The sequence below is a fragment of the Nocardia sp. CA-084685 genome (assembly GCF_050955785.1).
Taxonomy (GTDB): domain Bacteria; phylum Actinomycetota; class Actinomycetes; order Mycobacteriales; family Mycobacteriaceae; genus Nocardia.
The window spans coordinates 1,261,402-1,282,723 of record NZ_CP192094.1 but is presented as its reverse complement, the minus strand read 5'-3'; the positions used below and the strand labels follow the sequence as shown (position 1 = coordinate 1,282,723).

Below are 21,322 nucleotides of genomic sequence, written 5' to 3'. Positions count from 1 at the left end.
GGGTTTCGGGGAGTGCCGGCCGGAATACCCGAGACATCGGTTCGCCCCCTTGTCAGCCCGGAACCGACTTCAGCGCCATGCGGCAATCACATTGCACTACAGCCATTTCGAGGATGTGGGTTACTGTCCTGCGGACCCGTGCGCTGGCGATCCAGCTGCTCGGGCGGTCATGTCGTACTCCGGAATCGAGGCAAGCGAATGAACCACAAGCTCTGGTTGCTCGGACGGTCTGTCACGGTCGGCGCTCACATTCTCGGTGAGAAGCTATTTCGGCCGAAAGCCCGTGACCTCGAGGACGTCCCGGTGTCCGGTGAGACGCTGACCCCGCAGTGGCTGACCGCCGTCCTGTGCCGCGATGTCCCCGACGCCGAGGTGCTGTCGTTCGAAACCTTGAACGGCAGCCGCGGAACATCCACTCGTGTCGCGATTCGCATCGAGTACAACGAGGCGGGCAAGCAGGCGAGCTTGCCGACGGATCTCTTCGCGAAGACCACGACGGCCTTCTCGCAACGCATCCTGCTCGGTGGTGGGCAGATGATCGACGGCGAAACCCGGTTCTTCCGGGATTTTCGCCCCCGGGCCGACATCGAGGCTCCCTTCGGCTACTGGGGCGCGGCCGATTCGGCGTCCTGGCGATCGATCGCCCTGATGGAAGACATCGTCTCGACCCGTGGTGCGCAGTTCATCGAGCCGACCGCCCCGATCGCCCGTGACCAGATCGAAGACCTGGTGCGCAATCTCGCCAGGCTCCACCGCACCTTCTGGAACCACCCGTCGATCACGGACCTCAAGACCACTACCGAGGCACTCCGGGCATACCTTGCCGCCATCGACATGAAAAAACGTTGCGAGGTCGGTCTGCGCCGGGCCGCGGAGGTGGTACCCGAGGTTCTGCACGGCCAGAGCGAACGACTGTGGGCCGGTGTCGAGCGGGCGATCGACAAGGCTACGAACGAGCTGCCCCAGACCTTGCTGCACGGTGACCCGCACATCGGACAGACATACCGAACCGACACGGGACGAATGGGATTCGTCGACTGGCAGGTCGTGATGCGAGGAGGCTGGGCGCACGACTTCGCCTATACCGTCAACTCGGGATGCGAGCCCGAGGACCGGCGTGCCTGGGACCGGGAACTGTTGGCAGCCTACCTGGACGAACTCGGAACCCTCGGCGGCCAGGCACCATCCTTCGATGACGCATGGCTGGCCTACCGGCAGCAGTCCATGTTCGCTTACGCGGCTTGGGCGTTCACCATCGGCAGGGCGGCCTATCAACCCCAGATGCAGCCTGTGGAGACCTGCTTGACGCTCTTGAAACGCATCACCACCGCCATCGACGATCACGATTCGCTGGACGTCCTCGGCGTCTGACACCAAGTTGCCTCCACCCGATCACGTGGCGTCGCGGCCGGGCGCAGGACCGGCCGCGTACCGTACCGAAACGCTCACTGCGGAGGCCATTTTCGTGCGCGTTGATGATTGCCGTCCACTGGCGCTATACCATCGACCGGCTCCACCGCAGACCCGGTAATTCGCCGCAGTGCGGCGTCTGGGCGCGGGAGCAGTAGTTCAGCAGTCAAGTAGTGCATACGAATCCGTTTGGAGTTTGCCCTTGAGTTCGCCGCAATCCCAGGCTCCGGCACAGTCGTGCCCAGTCGTCCATGGCTCGCCAACCGATTCCGACGGCTCGGGGGTGCCCATGTACTCCCCCGAGTTCGCGGCAGATCCACATCGCGCCTACCATGAAATGCGCAGGCGCTACGGGTCTTTGGTGCCGGTCGAGCTGGCACCTGGCGTACCGGCCACCTTGGTGATCGGCTACGGCACCGCGGTGCGGATCCTCAATGATCCCGAACACTTCCCTGCCGACCCACGGGCCTGGCAGCAGAACATTCCCGCGGACTGCCCGATTCTTCCGCTCCTGGAGTGGCGACCCATGGCCAGTCGCAGCACCGGGGCCGACTTCACCCGCTACCGAGGGGCGATCACCGCCAGCATCGACGAGATCGACCTGTACGCCCTGCACGCTGTCGTGGAGCGGCTCGCAATCCCGCTGATCAACTCCTTCTGCGAGGACGGGTCCGCCGACCTGATCCGCCAGTACGTGTTCCCGCTGGTGTTCGAAGTGGTGAACTACCTGCTCGGCTGCCCGTCCGAGATCGGTGGACAGGTCGCCGCCGGTACGGCCGCGCTGCTCGAGGGTGTCGACGCCGAGAAGGGCAATCAAATGCTCGGGGAGGCGCTGATGAGCCTCGTGGCACTCAAACGCGCCGAGCCCCAACGCGATATCACCTCGGTGCTGCTCCAGCACCCCGCCCAGCTGGACGACGTCGAGGCCTCGCACCACGTATCACAGGTCTACGGCACCGGGATCGAATTCGAGCTGAACCTGATCGCGAACACCTTGCTGCTGATCCTCACCGACGAGCGCTTCGGCGAAAGCTTTCTCGGCGGCAATCTGTCCTCCCGCGATGCCCTCGACGAGGTCTTGTTCAACGACCCGCCACTGGCGAACCTACTGATCACCTACCCCCGCCACCCGATCCTCATCGACGACGTGTGGCTGCCCGCACACCAGCCCGTCGTCATCAGCATGGCCGCCTGCAACAACGACCCCGCAATCCGCACCGGTGACCTGACCGGCAACCGCTCCCACCTTGCCTGGGGCCTTGGTCCACACGCCTGCCCGGCACGTCCGCTGGCCTACCTGATCGCGCAGGAGGCCATCGACCAACTTCTCGACGCACTGCCGGAGATCGAACTCGACCTGCCGAATCAGACACCCAACTGGCGACCGGGGCCCTTCCACAGGGCACTGACCGAATTGCCGGTCACCTTCCCACCCACCGCCCCACTGAAATACCTGGGACAGGCCCCTCGCTAGCATCCGCCAACGGCGGCGGGGCGCAATCCGAATTCAGTAGGGAGGTCTGCCAGACCGATGGAGCGTGACTATCAGACCTCCTGACACCGCGGCGCCGACTCTGTAAGTACCGCACCTGGGCTTCAGGTAGGTACCGCACCCGGGCTTTCGGGGTAAGTACCGCACCCGAGCTTTCAGCCGTACAAGAGATCCCGGCAGTCGGTAGCCCGCTGGTGGCGCGCCACGGCTCTTCGGCTGCCATGCAAGCGGTGCCGGCAGTCGGTAACACGCTGGTGGCGCGCCACGGCTCCTTCGTCGAGCGTGGGCGGGGTCACAGTTCGCCTCGCACACTGCATAGTTCATGCCCAGCGAGCGATGCGTAGATTGAGCAGTCTGCTCAATGCGTCGTGCATCGGTTGTGCGTTCAGCCCTTCAAGTAGAGGATGGCGGCAAGAAATGCTCAACGAAGCGAAGCGCCCGATCGGCGCGTCGCGGATGGGTGGACTACATGACCGAGCTCGCGGACCGCGAACTGATCCCAGCCCCCTATGACCTCGCCGACCGCTACCGCGTCGGCGCCGGCACCGTTGTCCTCACCGGCGTCCAGGCGATCGCTCGACAGTTGGTCGAGCAGCATGTTCGTGATCTGCGCGCCGGACGCCGGGTCGGCACCTTCGTCTCCGGATATCAGGGCAGCCCACTCGGCGGCGTCGACAAGATGCTCAGCGGAATGCCGAATGTTCTGGCCGAGCACGATATTTCGTTTGTCCCCGGTTTGAACGAAGAACTTGCGGCGACTTCGGTATGGGGCAGCCAGGCGGATCTGCCCGCGGGCGCGGCGACCCATGACGGCGTTGTCGGAGTCTGGTACGGCAAGGGCCCAGGTCTCGACCGCGCGACGGATGCGCTGCGGCACGCCAATATGTACGGCGCGAATGCCCGTGGCGGCGTGCTGTTGCTGGTCGGCGACGATCCGGCCGCCAAGTCTTCGACCGTGCCAGCGGTGAGTGAGCGGTCGTTGGCCGCGATGGGTATTCCGGTGCTGTTTCCGCGCAACGCCCGCGAGATCATCACCATGGGTCTGCACGGTGTCGCACTCTCGCGCGCATCGGGATGTCTGGTCGCTCTGAAAATCGTCGCCGATGTGGCTGACGGCGCATGGACAGTCGATGGCACGGTCGGCGATATCGACATCACGGTCCCCGAGATCGACTGGGAGGGAACGCCCTTCACCTATCTGCAACGACCCATGGCCGCGCCGACGGACAGTGTGCTCGCCGAGGCCGACCTGTACGGGCCGCGCTGGAAGATGGTGCAGGCCTATAGCGCACTCAATGAACTCGATGTCATCGAGGTGAATCCGGCGCGCGCCAGCGTCGGAATCGCCGCCACCGGAATCACATTCGACGCGATGCGCCAGGCACTGATCGATCTCGGCGTCGACGATGACGCACTGCATCGCGCCGGAGTCCGACTGCTGCGCATCGGCATGCCGTATCCCATTGCACCCGAACGAGTCCAGCAGTTCGCCGATGGCTTGGAGCGGATTGTGGTCGTCGAGGACAAGACCGCGTTCATAGAAACGCAGATCCGCGAAATCCTGTACGGCACCGCCGATGCGCCGGAGATCATCGGCAAGCGCGATACCGGGAACCGGCCGCTGTTCGCTCAGGACGGCGAACTCACCTCGGGTCGGATCGTGGCACCGCTGCGTCGCGCGCTGCAGGGACGGCTGGAGATGAAACGTCCCTTGCCGCAACCACTGTCGCTTTCGGTTCTGCCTGCGAAGCGGGCCGCGTACTTCTGCAGCGGCTGCCCGCACAACCGGTCCACCGCCGTGCCGGAAGGGTCGATTGCCGGTGGCGGCATCGGCTGCCACACCATGGTGACAATGTCCGGTCGCGACGACAGCAAGGTGACCGGGCTGACCCAGATGGGCGGTGAGGGAGCGCAGTGGATCGGACAGGCCCCGTTCACCTCGGTGCCGCATCTGTTCCAGAACATCGGTGATGGAACGTATTTCCACTCCGGACAACTCGCGGTGCAGGCATGTATCGCCGCGGGCGTGAACATCACCTACAAGCTGCTCTACAACGATGTCGTGGCGATGACCGGCGCGCAGGACGCCGAGGGCGCGCTCGCGGTGCCCATGCTGACCCACAAACTCACCACCGAGGGCGTGCGCCAGATCATCATCTGCGCAGATGAACCCAAGAAGTACCGCAAGCGCGACCTCGCCGCCGGAACCCTGCTCTGGCACCGGGATCGGCTCGACGAAGCCCAGCGCACCCTGCGCGAAATTCCCGGCGTGACCGTGCTCATCTACGACCAGCACTGCGCCGCCGACGCACGCCGCCAGCGCAAGCGCGGCACGCTGCCGGTTCGGCAGACCCGGGTAGTCATCAACGAGGCGGTCTGCGAGGGGTGCGGCGACTGCGGCGTCAAGAGCAACTGCCTTTCGGTGCAGCCGGTCGATACCGAATTCGGCCGCAAGACCCGTATCGATCAGACCTCCTGTAATACCGACTACAGCTGCATGGACGGCGATTGCCCCTCGTTCGTAACGGTCGAACTTCCCGCGAAAGCCGAGAAGCGCAAGACAACTCGACGCCCCGAGCCACCGGTATTGGCCGACCTGCCGAACGACGCACCGGCGACAACCCAGAATGTGTTCCTCGCCGGTATCGGCGGGACTGGAATCGTGACGGTCAACCAGGTGCTTGCGACCGCGGCGTTGCGCGCCGGGTACGAGGTGGCGAGTCTGGACCAGATCGGCCTGAGTCAGAAGGCCGGACCGGTCGTATCGCACCTGCGCTTCGTGAGTGGCGAATTGGAACCGGCGAACCGCCTGACCCCGGGTTCGGCCGACTGCATCGTCGCGTTCGACCTGCTCGCCGCTACCGATAACAAGAATCTGGTCTACGGGTCGAAGCAGTCCACCTTGTCCGTCGCCTCGACCAGCAAGACCCCGACCGGTGAAATGGTCTACGACAAGTCCGTCGCATATCCCACAGAGCGCGAACTGCTTTCCCGGCTCGAGCAGGTGTCGCGATCGGTGCGATCGTTCGACGCACTGGCCGCGGCCGAGGTGCTGTTCGGCAATACCGCGGCCGCCAACTTCCTGCTCGTCGGCGCCGCCTACCAGATCGGTGGACTGCGCATACCCGCGTCGGCGATCGAAGAGGCGATCGAGATCAACGGTGTTGCGGTGCAGGCCAATATCGCTGCCTTCCGTTGGGGGCGGGTGGCGATAGCGCGACCGGATGAATTCGCCGCCGGCACCACACGCAAGACGCACAAGCGCACCGAGATCGCCATTCCGGCAGATCTTTTCGACGGTGTCACCGCGACAGGTGAGACGAGGCGACTGCTCGAACTGCGTGCCGCCGAGCTGATCGGCTTCCAGGGCGTGCGGGCGGCCCGCGACTATGTCCATACCGTGCAACGCATTTGGGATGCCGAGCGAAACGTCACCGACCGCACCGAGTTCAGCGAGCAGGTGGCCCGTGGCCTCTACAAGTTCACCGCGTACAAGGACGAATACGAGGTCGCCCGCCGCCTGACCGACCCGGCCTTCCTCGACCAGGTCAGCGAGCAACTCCCCGACGGCGCCAACCTGACCTATCGCCTGCACCCGCCGATCCTGCGCGCCATGGGACGCAAGAAGAAGATCGGCCTCGGCCCCAGCAGTCACTTCGCCCTGCGTGTCCTCGCCAAGGGAAAGCGGCTGCGCGGCACCAAATTCGACCCCTTCGGCTACGCCCATGTCCGCCGCGTCGAACGAACGCTGCTCGCCCACTACACGGAAATGGTGACCACCCTGGCCGCTGACCTCGACCCAGCAGACTACGACCGCGCCGCCCGAGCCGCAGCACTCCCAGACATGGTCCGCGGTTACGAGGACGTCAAACTTGCCAACGTCGAGCTCTACCGAAACAGCCTGCACGACCTCGGCATCGAGCCCCCGCACCTCTAGCAGCCGCGGATCGGTGCACCCCGTCTCCGCACCCGACGCCCCGCATACTGGGGGCCTGGTTGCGAGACGGGGTGCTCGGCTCGAGTCGAAGGCACCCGCGACGTCCAGGTAGTGGCCCCGACGCACGCGGCACCATGCACGCCCGCTGTGCTCGCAGTCGGTGTACTCAGCAGCCAGCGCTGCGCGACGAGAAATCGGTTCAGGAATCCCCACCCCTCGATACTCGCCACTGATCCGGAGTTCGACCATCCCCGATTACCGAATTGGGGATAACTGCCAGGCTGTGGATAACTTCGGCTATTCGGTGATCGAACGGACCTGTTGTTCGTACTTCGCGCGGGTTTCGGTGTCGGCGGGGTGGAGGGCGCGGTTGCCGTCGAGTAGTCGGCGAACAAGGCGGACCGCGCGTTCGGGAGCGGCGGCAAGGGCTATGTCGACAGGGCCCAGGTAGTTCGGAACGGCTACTTCGGCCTTACGGGTTTCGCAGGTTTGCAGGATGGCGGCGGCCACGTCTTCGGGGTCCACGGTGGGCATGCCCTTGCCGAGGGCGAGGCCGGAGGAGAGACGGGTGCGAACTGCCGACGGCAGCACGCAGCTGACGCTGACGCCGTGCGGTGCGAACTCCAAACGCGTTGCGGCGGACAGCCCTACGGCGGCGAATTTGCTGGCGTTGTAGACGGCCAGACCCGCGACCGGTATCTTGCCCGCGAGCGAGGCGACATTGACGACGTGGCCGCGGCGGCGCTCGATCATGCCGGGCACCACGGCGCGCATGCCATGGATGAGACCCCAGACGTTGATATCTATGGTGGTGCGGCCGACCGCGTCGGGCTCGTCGAGGAACGCCCCCGCTGGCATGACACCCGCATTGTTGACCAGTACATCCACCGCACCGAAGTCCGCGACGAGTGTGTCCCACTGGTCGCGGATACGAACGTCGAGCTCATAGGCGCGCGCGCCGATCGCGGCAGCGGCGAATTCGGCTGCGACAGTGTCGACATCGGCGATGGCGATTTCAGCGCCCTTCGCCGCGAACAGTTGCGCGGTCGACTGTCCGATGCCACGGCCCGCACCGGTGATCAGTACCCGCGCGCCCTTCAGGTCGATACCCGGATAACCGTGACCGAGAATATTCATGCGAAAGCTCCTTGTTCCAGCGCCCGCCGAGTGCTGCGCAGACTGTGTTCGAAGGTTTCGAGGCGGCGACGGCCGTCCATGAAATTCGGGCCCATTACCGCGAGATCGGCTGCGGTGGCGCCGATCACGAGGACGCGCGTACCTGCCGCACGCAACACGGCGACCTCGGCCGCTAGCTGAGTACTCATGCGATTGCGCAGCTGCCGCTCCAGAAAATGACCGGGACCGGACGCCGGGACGTCTTCGACGGAGGCCATGGGCGCGAGCACCAGTACCTCGTCGAGTTGTTGTGCGGCAAGGAGATCCACCGATGCGGTCGATCCGGCACCACCGTCGATGAAGCGGCGTCCGGCAATAGAAACGGGCGGGAACCAGCCCGGGACCGCCCACGACGCACGCAGCGCCGCACCCAGGTGCGCCGCTGGCGCATCGGGCGAGCCGAACGGAACCCGCTCTCCCGTCGCGTAATCCATGCCGACCAGCCAGGTCGCGGGATGAGGTACCCAGGATCGGCCGGGATTCAGGCGATCGGCCAGATGCTGCAGCCGACTCGCATCCCCACCGCCGATCGGCAGCAGACCGCTGCCCGCGGTGAGCAACCGCTGTCCGGTCGCGGGCGCACGCAGACTCAATGCCAACTCACCCAGCCGCGGCCGGGGCAGCGGCGGGAACCGTCCGGGCTCGGCTCGCATATGCGCAGACAGAATCGGATTCGTCGAGGTACCGCGCTGCATCGCGACGAGTTCGTCCACGCCGATACCGCTGCCGAGCAGGGTTACCGTCTCGGCGCCCGCCGACGTACCGAGCAGCACATCGGCCTCGCGCGGATCCCAATCCAGCACCTCGCGGGTGGCGGCCAGCGCGGCGACGATCCAGGCGAACCCGAGCGTGCCACCGCAGCCCACGGCCAGGGCGCGCCGGTTTTTGTTACCCATGGTTCCAAACACTAGCAGGATTCAAATACCTACGGTATCTGAAATCCATCGGTACGTAGAATCGGCGGCATGGCACGTCTGACCCGGCCCGAAAGCCAGGCCCGCACCAGGGCCGATCTGATCGCGACCGCCCGCGATCTCTTCCTGGCCGAGGGCTATGCGAAAACCAGCCTGGAACGGGTAGCCGAGGAGGCGGGCTACTCGAAGGGCGCGGTTTACTCGAACTTCCGGACCAAGAAGGAGCTGTGTCTGGAGGTGCTTGGCCTGATCCACTCGACGAAGTTCGGCGAGGTCGCCGATCTGATCGCGGCGGGCGAGACGCTCGACGATCAGCTGGCGCGATTCCACGATTGGGCCGAACACACCATCGGCGATGTCGGCTGGACCATGCTCGAATTCGAATTCGCCACGGTCGCCCGCGACGATCCGGAACTGCAGGCGGCGCTGGTCTCGAGCCTCGCCATGATGCGCGGCGCCGTCGCGGCGCAGGTGCAGACGCTTTCGGACACAATCGGAATCCCACTGCCGATGCCCGCCGAGGATGCCGCGACCGCGATCCTGAGCATGGGTATCGGGCTCGGCATGCAGCGAGCCGTCGATCCGTCGATTCCGGTCCGGCTGATCACCGATGCGGTGCGGCTGCTCGTGACTATGGGCGAGGGGCCGCTGCGCGCGATGAGCCCGGATCTCACGCCATGAAGTGCAATGTCCATTCGCCGCGGTAGTGCAGCCGGGTGACGCTGCCCGGCGGAATGTCGATCCGCCAGAAGGATTTCGGCGGCGCGTCCAGGGTCACCAGCAGCGCCGCGCGGATCACGGCCGGATGGGTGACCGCGATGGTGGACATGCCCTCGGAAGCGATTTCGGCCATCCAGTACCTGGTCCGCTCGACCACATCGGTTACCGATTCGCCACCGTGACCACGAAACTGCGGGTCGGTCAGCCAGGCATATAGCTCATCCTGCGGCACCGACATCAGTTCGCCGCCGCGCCACGCGCCAGCGTCGAGATCGCGCAGCCTGGTGTCTTCCTCACCTGGAAGCCCCATGAGCGCAGCGGTTTCCACGGTCCGGCGTTCGGGTCCGGTGAGTACCCGCGCCGCGGTCAGGCGGCCACACGCCGCGATTGCTCGGCGCCCCGCCTCCGTCAGCGATTCGTCTACTGGAAAACGTGCCTTTCGCATCGCCTCGGTCATGCCATGGCTGACCAGGTCGAGTCTGAGCACCTTTTGCACGGTTGGAAGCGTACGGGGCGACGCTGGCGGCCGTACTTCGATTGCCACCCCTTCGCTCGGCCCTGGAATCATTTACCGGACTCGAGGTAATCCGGGTGACGCTGCTGATTGTCGGTGCCCGGGTGCACACTGATGCCATGGCCCAGTTCTCCACCGCGACCCAAGAGTGGTTCGACGGCGCTTTTCCCGCGCCGACATCCGCTCAGCTGGGTGCATGGAAGGCCATTGCCGCAGGTGAGCACACATTGGTCGTCGCGCCGACCGGTTCGGGTAAGACGCTGTCGGCCTTTCTGTGGGCCATTGATCAACTCGCGACTCGGCCCGAGCCCGCGGGCAAGGTTGGCACCTCGGTGCTGTATGTGTCACCGCTCAAGGCATTGGCGGTGGACGTCGAACGGAATTTGCGCGCCCCGCTTGTCGGAGTCACCCAGACCGCCAAGCGGCTCGGCCTGGACCCGCCGACGATCACCGTCGGTGTTCGTTCCGGCGATACCAGTGCGGCGGACCGGCGATCGATGCAGCGCACGCCACCCGACATTCTGATCACCACGCCCGAATCGCTGTTCCTGATGCTCACCTCGGCGGCCAGAGAGACGCTGAGCAATGTCGGCACAGTGATCGTGGACGAGGTGCACGCCATCGCGGGCGGTAAACGCGGTGCGCATCTGGCGCTGTCGCTGGCCCGGTTGGATCTGCTCACCGAGCGGCCCGCGCAGCGGATCGGCCTCTCGGCGACGGTACGCCCGCCCGAGGAGGTCGGGCGGTTCCTGGTTGGCAATGCCGCGATCACCATCGTTTCGCCGCCCGCCCCCAAGACCTTCGATCTGTCGGTGCGCGTACCGATCGCGGATATGACCGAACCGGGCGATTCCGATCAGCCCGGATCGATCTGGCCGCATGTGGACGAGGCGATCGTGGATCTGGTGCTGGACCACCGGTCTTCGATCGTCTTCGCGAATTCGCGCAGGTTGGCCGAGCGGCTGACCGCGCGGCTCAATGAGGCCTATGCGGCGCGGCTGGGCGAGTCCGTCGAGAACGCGTCTGATACGCCCAGCGCGGGGCCCTCCGTGGGTACGCGAGCTGCCTCCTCCGGGCCTTACGCGCGCGACGGACACAAGCCACCCGCGCAACTCGGTGCACCCACCCAAGTGAGCCACGGCGCCGATCCGCTGCTGGCCCGGGCGCACCACGGGTCGGTGAGCAAAGAACAGCGGGCGCTGATCGAAGACGATCTCAAGAGCGGACGGCTGCGCTGCGTGGTGGCTACCAGCAGTCTCGAACTGGGAATCGATATGGGCGCGGTCGATTTGGTGGTGCAGGTGGAGGCACCGCCCTCGGTGGCCAGTGGGCTGCAGCGGGTCGGGCGGGCCGGGCACCAGGTCGGAGAGATTTCCCGCGGAGTGCTCTTCCCCAAGCATCGCACCGATGTCATCCACTGCGCGGTCGCCGCACAGCGGATGACGGCTGGGCAGATCGAGGCACTGCAAGTTCCCGCGCACCCCTTGGATATCCTGGCCCAGCAGACCGTCGCGGCCTGCGCGCTCGAACCCATCGATGTCGACGCCTGGTTCGAAACCGTGCGCGGCACCGGTAATTACGCCTCGCTGCCCAGGTCGGCGTACGAATCGGTACTCGATCTGCTCGCCGGTCGATATCCGTCGGACGAGTTCGCCGAATTGCGGCCCAGGCTCGTATGGGACCGCGACGCGGGCACCCTCACCGGTCGGCCCGGCGCACAACGACTGGCCGTAACCTCGGGTGGCGCGATCCCCGACCGAGGCCTGTTCGCGGTGTACATGGTCGGTGAAAAGGCCTCTCGGGTGGGCGAACTCGATGAGGAAATGGTCTACGAGTCGCGGGTCGGCGATGTATTCGCCCTCGGCGCGACCAGTTGGCGCATCGAGGAGATCACGTTCGACCGGGTGCTGGTCACGCCCGCGTTCGGGCAGCCGGGGCGGTTGCCGTTCTGGCATGGTGACGGACTCGGGCGGCCGGCCGAACTCGGTGCCGCACTCGGCGAATTCATTCGCAAGGCCGGTGCGCACTCGTCGAAGGATTCGGACGACCCCAAGAAGAACTCACCGGCGGATCCGGCAGTCGCGGCACTCCTACGTGATGCGGGCCTCGACGAGAATGCCACCGCGAATCTGGTCACCCTGCTCGATGAACAACGCACTGCCACCGGGCAGTTGCCCACCGACAAGACCATGATCGTCGAACGCTTCCGCGACGAACTCGGCGATTGGCGACTGGTACTGCATTCGCCGTACGGCCTGCCGGTGCATGCGCCGTGGGCATTGGCGATCGGTGCGCGGCTGCGGGAGCGGTTCGGCGTGGACGTCGCGCCGAAGGCCTCCGATGACGGAATTGTGGTGCGACTGCCCGATACCACCGACGATCCGCCCGGAGCCGAACTGTTCGTATTCGAGCCCGATGAGATCGACGATATCGTCACCGAGCAGGTCGGCGGATCGGCGCTGTTCGCATCGCGATTCCGGGAATGCGCGGCGCGGGCGCTGCTGCTGCCCCGACGCGATCCGGGTAAGCGTGCGCCGCTGTGGCAGCAGCGGCAGCGGTCGGCGCAATTACTCGATGTGGCACGGAAGTTTCCCGAGTTTCCGATCCTGTTGGAGACGGTGCGCGAATGTCTGCGCGACGTTTACGATCTGCCGTCGCTGCGGGATCTACTAGGACGGGTGGCGCGGCGCCAAGTGCGGTTGGTCGAGGTGGAGACCGCGACGCCGTCGCCGTTCGCCAATTCGCTGCTGTTCGACTACATCGGGCAGTTCATGTACGACGGGGACAGTCCGCTGGCCGAACGTCGGGCAGCCGCGCTGTCGCTCGATTCTGGCCTGCTCGCCGAACTGCTCGGGCGAGTGGAACTGCGGGAGCTATTGGACGCCACCGTCATCGAGCAGACCGAGCGGGAATTGCAGCGGCTCACACCCGAACGACTGGCGCGGGATGCGGAGGGGCTGGCCGATCTATTGCGGCTACTCGGACCGCTTACCGCCGAGGAAGCCGAGCAGCGGTGCGTCGGCGTTCAACTCGACGATGCAGCGCCAACCGGCAGTCCGGCGGAATGGTTCGCCGCCTTGGTGAAATCGAAGCGCGCACTAGAGGTCACGTTCGCCGGACGGACCTGGTGTGTCGCGGTGGAGGATGCCGCGCGCCTGCGCGACGCGCTAGGCGTACCGCTGCCCATCGGCACCCCGGCCGCATTCATCGAACCGGTCGCCGACCCGCTCGGAGACCTGGTCGGGCGCTATGCCCGCACGCACGGACCGTTCACCACCGAGGCCGTGGCCGCCCGCTTCGGACTCGGCACCGCGGTCGCCGCGACGGCACTGCATCGACTGGTCGCGGAAAAGCGTGTGGTAGAGGGCGAATTCACGCCCGCGGCCAGCGGTTCGGAATGGTGTGACAGCCAGGTGTTGCGCCGATTGCGCCGCCGATCGCTCGCGGCCGCCCGGCACGAGGTCGAACCGGTCGCGATCGCCGCCTTCGGCCGATTCCTGCCGTCCTGGCAACACATCGGCACCGGTGAGCTGCGCGGAGTCGACGGTGTCGCGGCGGTGGTGGAACAGCTTGCTGGAGTGCCGATTCCCGCTTCCGCATGGGAATCGCTGGTATTGCCCGCGCGGGTGCGCGATTACTCCCCGGCGATGTTGGACGAGTTGATGGCCACCGGTGAGGTCATTTGGTCCGGGCACGGCGCCATCACCGCCAAGGACGGCTGGATTGCGCTGCACCTGGCCGATCAGGCGCCGTTCACGCTGACGCCCGCCGACGAGATCGAGCTGTCCGAGGTGCATCTGCGCCTACTCGATGCGTTGGGCGCATCGATCGCACCATGGACTCCCATCGATGCCGATACGGAGGAACCGCCCACAGGACCCGACCAGGTCGTCTCGCTGGATGATGATGCCGGGCACGATGTTTCGGCGACCCGAGGTGTCTCGGCCAACCGCTCAGCACCCCGCGGCGGTTCGCCGATGCGACTCCCCCCGGTCTTGCACGGTGGCGGCGCGTACTTCTTCCGTCAGCTTTCCGATGCCACCGGACTCCTCGACGACACTCGCGTCGCGAGCGCCCTGTGGGAGCTCGTGTGGGCAGGCGTGGTCTCCGGTGACACCTTCGCCCCGGTCCGCGCCCTGCTCTCGGGCACGGCACGGACCACAACCGCCCATCGCACACCCCGGCGCGCGCCACGCGGACGGGCCTACCTCCCACGACCGAGTATGCCAACCAGATCCGGACCGCCCGCCGTCGCAGGCCGCTGGTCCCTGCTGCCGGAGCGAGTAGCCGACAACACCTTGCGCGCCCACGCAACGGCGGACACCCTGCTGGAGCGGTATGGCGTGCTGACCCGCGGCTCAGTGCAGAACGAGGGCGTGCCCGGCGGATTCGCACTCATGTATCGCGTGCTCACCGAATTCGAGGATCGCGGCCGTTGCCGCCGCGGCTATTTCATCGACTCGCTGGGCGGCGCACAGTTCTCCACCACCGATGTGGTGGACCGACTGCGCTCCTTCGACACCGAACGCGCCCGCCCCGGCACCGGCGGACAACGCCGGAGCACCGCATTCGCCTTGGCGGCAAGCGATCCCGCAAACCCCTATGGCGCGGCACTGCCTTGGCCGAAGGGACCATCCGAGGGCGCAGGCCACCGTCCCGGACGCAAGGCCGGTGCGATCGTCGTGCTCGTCGACGGCGAACTCACACTGTATCTGGAGCGCGGCGGCAAAACCCTGCTCACCTTCACCGAGGATCCGAACGTCCGCCAAGCCGCGGCCACCGCCCTGGCCGATCTGGTGCGCGACCGCCGCGTCGACTCACTGGTCATCGATCGAGTCGACGGAGAAACCGTGCACGGCAATACCTTCGCCGGTTTCCTCACCGAGGCCGGATTCTCCGCGACCCCACGCGGTCTCCGACTCCGCAGCAAGCCGTGAAGCATCGACTCGGTCCATACTCGCGCCATGCCTGAAGGCGACACCGTATTCCTCACCGCGGCCAGGCTGCGGCTCGCGCTGGGGGGAAAGACGCTGATCCGCAGCGATTTCCGGGTGCCGCGCTATGCGACGGTCGATTTGGTCGGGCAGCGGGTCGAGGGGGTCGCCAGCTATGGCAAGCATCTGTTCGTCCGCACCGACGAGGTCAGTGTCCACACGCATTTGAAAATGGAGGGCGAATGGCGGACCTACTGCGCCGGTGAACGGTGGACGCGACCGCCCGTGACCGCCCGGCTGGTGCTCGGCACCGATGACACCGAGGCGGTGGGGTTTTCGCTCGGCACTGTCGAGGTGCTGCGACGTGCGGACGAGCACACCGCCACCGACCATCTCGGGCCGGACCTGCTCGGCGCGAACTGGGATGTGACCGAGGCGGTGCGACGGCTGGCACGGCATCCGGCCCAACCGATCGGACTCGCCCTACTCGACCAGCGCAATCTGGCCGGTATCGGCAATATCTTCCGCAGCGAAATCTGCTTTCTGCGCCGCGTCCATCCGGCCACACCGGTCGGCGATGTCCCCGACCTGCTCGCCCTCGTGCACGAGGCCCATCGCGTACTCACCAAGGCCGCCACCGAACCACCGTGGCGGCCACTGGCCTATGGCCGCGCCCGCCGCCCCTGCCAGCGCTGCGGCACCCGCATGGTCGTCCATCTACTCGGCGAGACCGAACTCACACCCGGCCGAGCGGCCCGAAACCCGCAGTCCGATCGCATCACCCAGCGCGAACGCGGCATCTACTTCTGCCCGCGCTGCCAACCCGAACCCGTCTGATCCACACCGAAGGTAACTCCCCGAGTCCGCCAACCATCTGGATATCCCTCAACTAACTAGACCGGTCGTCATAATTCGCGTACCGTGAAGACGTGGCACCTCGCACCGACTCCCGCCAACGCTTCATCGACGCCGCGGCCGACCTCTTCCATACCCAGGGCTATCACGCCACCGGACTGAACCAACTCGTCAGCGCGGGCGGCGCACCCAAGGGCTCGCTCTACTTCCACTTCCCAGGCGGGAAGGAACAACTCGCCGCCGAAGCTCTTGCCCAATCGAGCAGGCAACTGCGCGACCAACTCGACGCGATCCTCGCCGATGACGGCGATATCGCCACCGTCTTCGACGTCCTCACCGCGCTGCTCGTCGAGTCCGATTTCGAACGCGGCTGCCCGATCGCGACCATCGCACTCGACGCGGGCCGCGAGAGCGAAACGATCAGGCAGGCCTGCGTCACCGGTTTCGAATCCTGGCGCGAGTCGATCGAAACGTACCTGCGAGACAAGGGAATCGACCAAGAGCGCGCCACCGAGCTGTCGACCGTCGCCCTCGCCACGATCGAGGGCGCCCTCATGCTCGCCAAGACCACACGCGATGTCGCGCCGCTGCGCGCGGTCGCCGCCCATCTGCGTACCACCTTCGAACGGGAGCTTTCCTGATGCGCGTGCACCACCTCAATTGCGGCACCATGCGCCCATTCGGCGGCCGACTCATCGACGGCACCGGCAGCATTTTCCGCCGCGCCGAAATGGTCTGCCACTGCCTGCTTCTCGAACTCGACTCCGGACTCGTCCTGGTGGAGACCGGCGTCGGCGAGCAGGCGGTGCATCGGCCCGAGGAATGGCTCGGCCGCCGCTTCCTCCGCCTCACCAATCCGGTGCTCGATCTCGCACAGACCGCGGTCCGCCAGATCGAGGCACTGGGCTACCGACGCGAGGACGTCCGCGACATCGTGCTGACCCATCTCGATCTCGACCATGCGGGCGGACTCGCTGACTTCCCGCACGCACGCGTGCACGTATACGCCGAGGAACTGCGCGCCCTCCAGGGCGGACATACGCGTGAAGAGCGCTTGCGCTACAAGGACCCCCAATTCCGACACGGTCCCCAGTGGGAGTCGTACGCGGATACCGGTGACAGCTGGTTCGGCTTCGACGCGGTGCGCGAATTGACCGGCCTGCCACCGGAAATCCTGATCATCCCGCTCGCCGGACATACCCGCGGTCATGCGGGCGTGGCCGTCGATACCGGAAACGGCTGGCTGCTGTCCGCGGGCGACTCCTACTTCCACCCCGGCGTTCTCGACCCGGTTCGTCCGCGGCAACCGCTGGGAACAGCCATATTCGAGAAGAATATGCAGACACTTCCGGCCGCCCGCATCGAGAATCAGCGACGGCTGCGCGAGCTGGTGCGCGACCACGGCGACCAGGTCACCGTGTTCTCCGCGCACAGCTCGATCGAATTCCATGCCATGGAGCAGGTCGGCGTTTAACCCAAACCCTTGACACCCCAAGCACTCACAGTTAACTTGCGAAATGTAAGTTAATATAGGGAGTGCATCGTGAACGATCCGCGGCGGTACGTGGTCATCGGGGGCGGACTGGCCGGGCTCGCGTCCGCGGTCTGGTTGGCCGAGGCGGGTAAGCAGGTGACGCTGCTGGAACGCCGCGGCCGACTCGGCGGCCGGACCCATGCGATGAAAGTCGATGCGGCCCACGATCTTCCCGATAACGGCCAGCATGTGATCGCCAGCGGTTACGACCACCTGTTCCGTTATCTGACCAGCGTCGACACCCGCGACCACATCGCCTTTCCGCAGGGCGGCACGCTGCGCTGGCCGGGCGGACGCAGCACCTCCATAGTGACCAAGGGCTGGGGCGCTTGGCGCACCCTGTTCGGCGCACATCCCGACGCGAGCCTGCTCGATCGGCTGCGCGCCGCTCGCGCCACGGTGCGCCTGGGCTGGCAGAGCCTGCGCCAGCCCGCCGATCTCGCTGACCTAAGCACCGAACAGTGGTTCAACCGGGTCGGTATGCCGGCTCCCGCGCGAGAAGCGTTGTGGGACTGGCTCGCTCTAGGTCTCGCGGCCGAACCCGTGCAGCAGGAATCAGCCAAGATTCTCGCCGATTTGTTGGCCACCGGCATCCGGCTCGGGATCAAACACCGCCGAGCGGTCACCATCGGATACCCGACCACCGACCTCGATACGCTCTATATCACCGGAGCCCACAGGGTTTTCGAGAAATACGGTGTCGAGGTCCGCCATCGCGCGGTAGCTCGCCGCATCAATATCGACAACGGCGCGGTGACCGGGGTGACGCTCGCGGACGGCTCGGTCGTTGCGGCCGATGCCGTCGTCTGCGCGGTACCGAATTCGAATATCGGCGGACTGCTCGACGATTTGCCCGAACATGCCGAAATCTACTCCGCCGCCGACAAATTGGGTGCTACACCGATCGTCAGCACCAACCTGTACCTGGACCGCCCGCTCGGCACCGAGGCCGAATTCGAGGCGCTGATCGGCGGTGCAGGCGTTATCGATGAGGTCTTCGACCGACAGCGGATGACCGGACGCAGCACCGACCAGACCTGGCTGTACTGCCTGACCACCAGCGGCGCGTACGAGCAGATCCACAAGACCAACGAGCAGATCATCGACGAACAAATGCGGCTGCTGCGTCGCTACTACCCGGCCGCCGAGAACGCGAAAATCGTTCAAGGACATGTCGTTCGGATGCCGAAAGCGACCTTCTCACAGGTGGTCGGCACGCACGGGCTGCGCCCGGAGCAGCGCACCTCGGTGCCGACGCTGGTACTGGCCGGTGACTGGACCGCGACGGACTGGTCGGCCACCATGGAGAGCGCGGTGCAGAGCGCTGCCAAGGCGGTGGACCTGCTACTTGCGCTACCGTCATTGCCGTGACCACGGAGCGCTCGACGTCTGAGCAGCCCACTGCCAAGCCCTGTCCCACACCCAAGCGCCGCATGTCCGCGGCCGACCGGCGCGAACAGCTACTCGATGTGGCGCGCGACATCGTCGCCGTCGACGGCTTCGGCGCGGTGAGTATCGACCGGGTAGCACGCGAAGGCGAGGTCGCACGCGCATTGGTGTATCAGCAATTCACCGATCTGTCCGGACTGATGACCGCACTGGTGGATCGCGAATCGGCCACCGCACTGGCCGGTATCGGCACTCTCGACTGGTCCGACACCGATGACGACGCGGATCGGATCGGCCGCGGCATTCTCGCCTATCTGCATGCCGCCCCGACCAGTTGGCGGATCATCCTCAGCCCACCGGACGGTGGACCGCCGGATCTGCGCGACCGGCTCGAACTCGGCCGGGCCTATGCGCGGGCGATCGGCGCGCGGCATCTGTCGCGCCATGCCGGAGTCACCGTCGATCCGGATGGCGCGACCGAGCGAATCATGCTCGCGGCGTTGGAGGAACTGGCCCGGCTGCATCTGGCCGATCCGCAGCGGTATCCGGATGAATTGGTACTGCGCTACATTCGGTCGCTCATGGCATGGGCCACCCATGTCGAAACCCCGAAAAAGGAGCACTGAACAGCCGTTTCGGTGTCATCACAGCCTCAGCTGTCCAACGGGACAGGTTCCAGGATCTGCGGGCGCGGTTCGGGGGCCGCGATACGAAGGGCATCGGCGGATGGGTCGTCGGGCTGGGTCTGCGAGCGAATCTCCGCATCGACACGGGCCTGGTAAGTGCTCACCTCCCGGTCGATTTCGTCGTCGTCCCAGCCGAGTATCGGAGCGACCAGACGGGCGACCTGTTCGGCGCAATTCGCGCCGCGGTGCGAGTATTCGATGGAAATCCTGGTCCGGCGCGCCAGAATATCGTCCAGATGCAGCGCGCCCTCCGCTGCGGCCGCATAGACCGCCTCCACCTGCAGATAGGACGGCGCATCCATAATCGGTTGCAGCAGTTCGGGTTTACCGTCGGCCATGGCCACGACCTCGTCGATGAGCGAACCATAGCGATCGAGCAGATGCTTGACCCGGTACGGATGCACACCATAGGCCTCGGCTAGGTGCACCGTCTGATTGATCAGCGCGAAGTAGCCGTCGGCACCGAGCAGTGGAACCTTCTCGGTGATGGACGGCGAAACACGCGCCGGAATATCCTGTGCCGCTTCGTCGACCGCGTCATAGGCCATCACCCGGTAGGTGGTGTACTTGCCGCCCGCGATGCCGACAAGCCCCGGCGCGACCCGGGCGACGGCATGTTCGCGCGACAGTTTGGACGTCGAATCGCTTTCTCCCGCAAGCAACGGCCGCAGACCGGCATAGACACCGTCGATATCCGCAGGGGTGAGCGGGGTGACCAGCACCTGGTTGACCCGGTCCAACAGATATTCGATATCGGCCTTGGTCGCCGCCGGATGGGCGAGATCCAGATTCCACTCGGTATCGGTGGTGCCGATGATCCAGTGCGCGCCCCACGGGATGACGAATAGCACCGAGGTCGCGGTACGCAGGATGATCGCGGCATCGCTGACAATGCGGTCGCGCGGCACCACGATGTGCACTCCCTTGGACGCACGCACATGGAAGCGGCCGCGATTGTGTGAGAGTGCTTGGATCTCATCGGTCCACACACCGGTCGCATTGATCACCACATGCCCGCGGATCTCCCCGGTGCGGCCGTCCTCGCTGTCGCGCACCTTCACCCCGACGACCCGATCCGCCTCGCGCAGAAAGCCGACGACCTGGGTGGAGGTGCGGATAACCGCGCCGTAGTGCGCGGCGGTGCGGGCGACGGTCATGGTGTGGCGGGCATCGTCGACGACCGTGTCGTAGTAGCTGACGCCGCCGATCAGCGCGTCGGGGCGCAAACCCGGCGCGAGCCGAAGTGCGCCGTGCCGGGTTAGATGATGTTGGCCGGGAACGGATTTCGCGCCGCCCATGGTGTCGTAGAGCATCAGTCCGGCGGCCACATACGGACGTTCCCAGCCGCGGCGGGTAAGCGGGTAGAGGAATCGCAGCGGCTTCACCAGATGCGGTGCGAGCCGAGCGAGTGCGAGTTCGCGTTCCCGCAGCGCCTCGCGCACCAGCCCGAATTCCAGTTGTTCCAGATAGCGCAGCCCGCCGTGGAACATCTTCGAGGAGCGGCTGGACGTGCCTGAGGCGAGATCGCGCGCCTCGACCAGCGCGACCTTCAGACCGCGCGTGGCCGCGTCGAGCGCGATACCCGAGCCGACCACGCCGCCACCCACGACGACCACGTCGAAATGATCCTTACCGAAGCGCTCCCACGCCGTCGCGCGCTGCTCGGGGCCGAGGAACTGCGATTCCGGTTTCTTGATCATGCTCGACTCCTCCAGCCGACCCCGGCGTCGGGGTTCAGACGACGTTTGTGGTCCTTCGGGC

The 21,322-nt window shown here is 65.9% G+C and carries 14 protein-coding genes; 10 read left to right on the top strand and 4 right to left on the bottom strand.

From position 1 onward, the window contains the following. Window positions 1-198 precede the first annotated feature (198 nt). The 3 genes from ACQP2U_RS05560 to ACQP2U_RS05550 all read left to right on the top strand — a co-directional run bounded on the left by ACQP2U_RS05560 (window position 199) and on the right by ACQP2U_RS05550 (window position 6,839). Window positions 199-1,371, top strand: a complete 1,173-nt coding sequence (locus ACQP2U_RS05560; RefSeq protein WP_433713694.1) for an aminoglycoside phosphotransferase family protein — start codon at window positions 199-201, stop codon at window positions 1,369-1,371. A 376-nt stretch (window positions 1,372-1,747) separates the two neighbouring features. Beyond that, window positions 1,748-2,884 carry a cytochrome P450 gene (locus ACQP2U_RS05555; protein ID WP_433713693.1) on the top strand — a complete coding sequence of 379 codons (1,137 nt, stop codon included), beginning with the start codon at window positions 1,748-1,750 and terminating at the stop codon, window positions 2,882-2,884. A gap of 487 nt (window positions 2,885-3,371) precedes the next feature. Then, window positions 3,372-6,839, top strand: coding sequence for an indolepyruvate ferredoxin oxidoreductase family protein (locus ACQP2U_RS05550; RefSeq protein WP_433713692.1), 3,468 nt, complete (start codon window positions 3,372-3,374; stop codon window positions 6,837-6,839). A 297-nt stretch (window positions 6,840-7,136) separates the two neighbouring features. Here ACQP2U_RS05550 and ACQP2U_RS05545 read toward each other — a convergent pair whose 3' ends face one another. Together ACQP2U_RS05545 and ACQP2U_RS05540 are read right to left on the bottom strand one after the other, a co-directional pair. Next, window positions 7,137-7,976, bottom strand: coding sequence for an SDR family oxidoreductase (locus tag ACQP2U_RS05545; protein ID WP_433713691.1), 840 nt, complete (start codon window positions 7,974-7,976; stop codon window positions 7,137-7,139). Beyond that, entirely contained in the window at window positions 7,973-8,911 is a 939-nt protein-coding gene (locus ACQP2U_RS05540; RefSeq protein WP_433713690.1) for a patatin-like phospholipase family protein, read from the bottom strand. Before ACQP2U_RS05540 ends, ACQP2U_RS05545 begins: the two co-directional genes overlap by 4 nt. Window positions 8,912-8,980: 69 nt before the next feature. Between ACQP2U_RS05540 and ACQP2U_RS05535 the strand changes: the two genes are divergently transcribed. Further along, on the top strand, window positions 8,981-9,610 hold the full coding sequence (locus tag ACQP2U_RS05535) for a TetR/AcrR family transcriptional regulator (RefSeq protein WP_433713689.1): 630 nt from the start codon (window positions 8,981-8,983) through the stop codon (window positions 9,608-9,610). Here ACQP2U_RS05535 and ACQP2U_RS05530 read toward each other — a convergent pair. Further along, entirely contained in the window at window positions 9,600-10,145 is a 546-nt protein-coding gene (locus tag ACQP2U_RS05530) for a histidine phosphatase family protein (RefSeq protein WP_433713688.1), read from the bottom strand. The two genes, ACQP2U_RS05535 and ACQP2U_RS05530, sit on opposite strands and share 11 nt — an antisense overlap. A gap of 137 nt (window positions 10,146-10,282) precedes the next feature. Here ACQP2U_RS05530 and ACQP2U_RS05525 point away from each other — a divergent pair, with 137 nt between their 5' ends. The 6 genes from ACQP2U_RS05525 (at window position 10,283) to ACQP2U_RS05500 (ending at window position 19,501) form a co-directional block, all read left to right on the top strand. After that, window positions 10,283-15,100 (top strand): ATP-dependent helicase, encoded by a 4,818-nt coding sequence (locus ACQP2U_RS05525; RefSeq protein ID WP_433716374.1) that lies wholly within the window; start codon window positions 10,283-10,285, stop codon window positions 15,098-15,100. A gap of 27 nt (window positions 15,101-15,127) precedes the next feature. Then, window positions 15,128-15,934, top strand: coding sequence for a DNA-formamidopyrimidine glycosylase family protein (locus ACQP2U_RS05520; protein WP_433713687.1), 807 nt, complete (start codon window positions 15,128-15,130; stop codon window positions 15,932-15,934). Between the two features lie 92 nt (window positions 15,935-16,026). After that, window positions 16,027-16,593, top strand: coding sequence for a TetR/AcrR family transcriptional regulator (locus ACQP2U_RS05515; protein ID WP_433713686.1), 567 nt, complete (start codon window positions 16,027-16,029; stop codon window positions 16,591-16,593). After that, window positions 16,593-17,426 (top strand): MBL fold metallo-hydrolase, encoded by an 834-nt coding sequence (locus tag ACQP2U_RS05510; RefSeq protein ID WP_433713685.1) that lies wholly within the window; start codon window positions 16,593-16,595, stop codon window positions 17,424-17,426. Before ACQP2U_RS05515 ends, ACQP2U_RS05510 begins: the two co-directional genes overlap by 1 nt. 66 nt (window positions 17,427-17,492) lie before the next feature. After that, window positions 17,493-18,857, top strand: a complete 1,365-nt coding sequence (locus ACQP2U_RS05505; RefSeq protein ID WP_433716373.1) for a hydroxysqualene dehydroxylase — start codon at window positions 17,493-17,495, stop codon at window positions 18,855-18,857. 62 nt (window positions 18,858-18,919) lie between these two features. Continuing rightward, window positions 18,920-19,501, top strand: coding sequence for a TetR/AcrR family transcriptional regulator (locus tag ACQP2U_RS05500; RefSeq protein ID WP_397032001.1), 582 nt, complete (start codon window positions 18,920-18,922; stop codon window positions 19,499-19,501). Window positions 19,502-19,527: 26 nt separating this feature from the next. Here the strand turns inward: ACQP2U_RS05500 and ACQP2U_RS05495 are convergent, their stop codons facing one another. Beyond that, window positions 19,528-21,261, bottom strand: a complete 1,734-nt coding sequence (locus tag ACQP2U_RS05495; RefSeq protein WP_433713684.1) for a glycerol-3-phosphate dehydrogenase/oxidase — start codon at window positions 21,259-21,261, stop codon at window positions 19,528-19,530. Between the last annotated feature and the right edge of the window lie 61 nt (window positions 21,262-21,322).

Bases quoted from the DNA above. Each gene is read 5' to 3' on its own strand.
- ACQP2U_RS05520 (WP_433713687.1), top strand. From the start codon at position 15,128: ATGCCTGAAGGCGACACCGTATTCCTCACCGCGGCCAGGCTGCGGCTC.
- ACQP2U_RS05510 (WP_433713685.1), top strand. From the start codon at position 16,593: ATGCGCGTGCACCACCTCAATTGCGGCACCATGCGCCCATTCGGCGGC.
- ACQP2U_RS05540 (WP_433713690.1), bottom strand. From the start codon at position 8,911: ATGGGTAACAAAAACCGGCGCGCCCTGGCCGTGGGCTGCGGTGGCACG.
- ACQP2U_RS05545 (WP_433713691.1), bottom strand. From the start codon at position 7,976: ATGAATATTCTCGGTCACGGTTATCCGGGTATCGACCTGAAGGGCGCG.
- ACQP2U_RS05550 (WP_433713692.1), top strand. From the start codon at position 3,372: ATGACCGAGCTCGCGGACCGCGAACTGATCCCAGCCCCCTATGACCTC.
- ACQP2U_RS05495 (WP_433713684.1), bottom strand. From the start codon at position 21,261: ATGATCAAGAAACCGGAATCGCAGTTCCTCGGCCCCGAGCAGCGCGCG.
- ACQP2U_RS05500 (WP_397032001.1), top strand. From the start codon at position 18,920: ATGTCCGCGGCCGACCGGCGCGAACAGCTACTCGATGTGGCGCGCGAC.
- ACQP2U_RS05560 (WP_433713694.1), top strand. From the start codon at position 199: ATGAACCACAAGCTCTGGTTGCTCGGACGGTCTGTCACGGTCGGCGCT.
- ACQP2U_RS05535 (WP_433713689.1), top strand. From the start codon at position 8,981: ATGGCACGTCTGACCCGGCCCGAAAGCCAGGCCCGCACCAGGGCCGAT.
- ACQP2U_RS05525 (WP_433716374.1), top strand. From the start codon at position 10,283: ATGGCCCAGTTCTCCACCGCGACCCAAGAGTGGTTCGACGGCGCTTTT.
- ACQP2U_RS05555 (WP_433713693.1), top strand. From the start codon at position 1,748: ATGCGCAGGCGCTACGGGTCTTTGGTGCCGGTCGAGCTGGCACCTGGC.